Source organism: Metabacillus sp. YM-086 (assembly GCF_048059995.1).
Classification (GTDB): domain Bacteria; phylum Bacillota; class Bacilli; order Bacillales; family Bacillaceae; genus Metabacillus; species Metabacillus litoralis_B.
In genome coordinates, this window is the sequence record NZ_JBLUOI010000195.1 from 1 (window position 1) to 527 (window position 527).

Consider the following 527-nt stretch of genomic DNA (forward strand, 5'->3'; position numbering starts at 1 on the left):
TCCAAAATCTCTCTTTACCTGATCGTGATAATCACGATCAAGGCAAAATAGAAATCAACCTGAAGGCATCATTTTTTCTAAAAAGTAGGTGATTGCGGAACTGCTGTAGAAACTAATAAACTAGAGTTCTTGTAGATCGGAGTGATCAATATTAAAAAGTTAATGACGATTGCGGAAATTGCAAAAGAATTACATCTACCAGAATCGACCGCACGCTATTATCGAGATGGTTTCATAGATTATGTTCCTTCTGTTGGTGAAGGAAGAAAAAAGCGTTATCGACCAGAGACTGTGGAGATATTGCGTTTCATTGCGGAAGGATTTAAACGCAAGCTAACCGCAATCGAGATAGAGGACGGCTTAAGCCAGATGTTTTCTAGGAATTTAGAGATCGAGCAACCAAACGCAACAACCACAGCAGTAGTGCAACAGCAATCAGAAAATGCTACAAAACAATATGCTTTACAGCTTCAACTTGCACTGGAACAAATGGGTTCAACCATGCAGGTTATTGCTAATCAAAAAGA

At 38.9% G+C, this 527-nt stretch carries 1 protein-coding gene; it reads left to right on the forward strand.

What is annotated here, in order from left to right; translation table 11 throughout:
* Positions 1-141 precede the first annotated feature (141 nt).
* A partial coding sequence (locus tag ACEWK1_RS27765) for a MerR family transcriptional regulator (protein WP_416636900.1) occupies positions 142-527 on the forward strand: 386 nt, incomplete at its 3' end.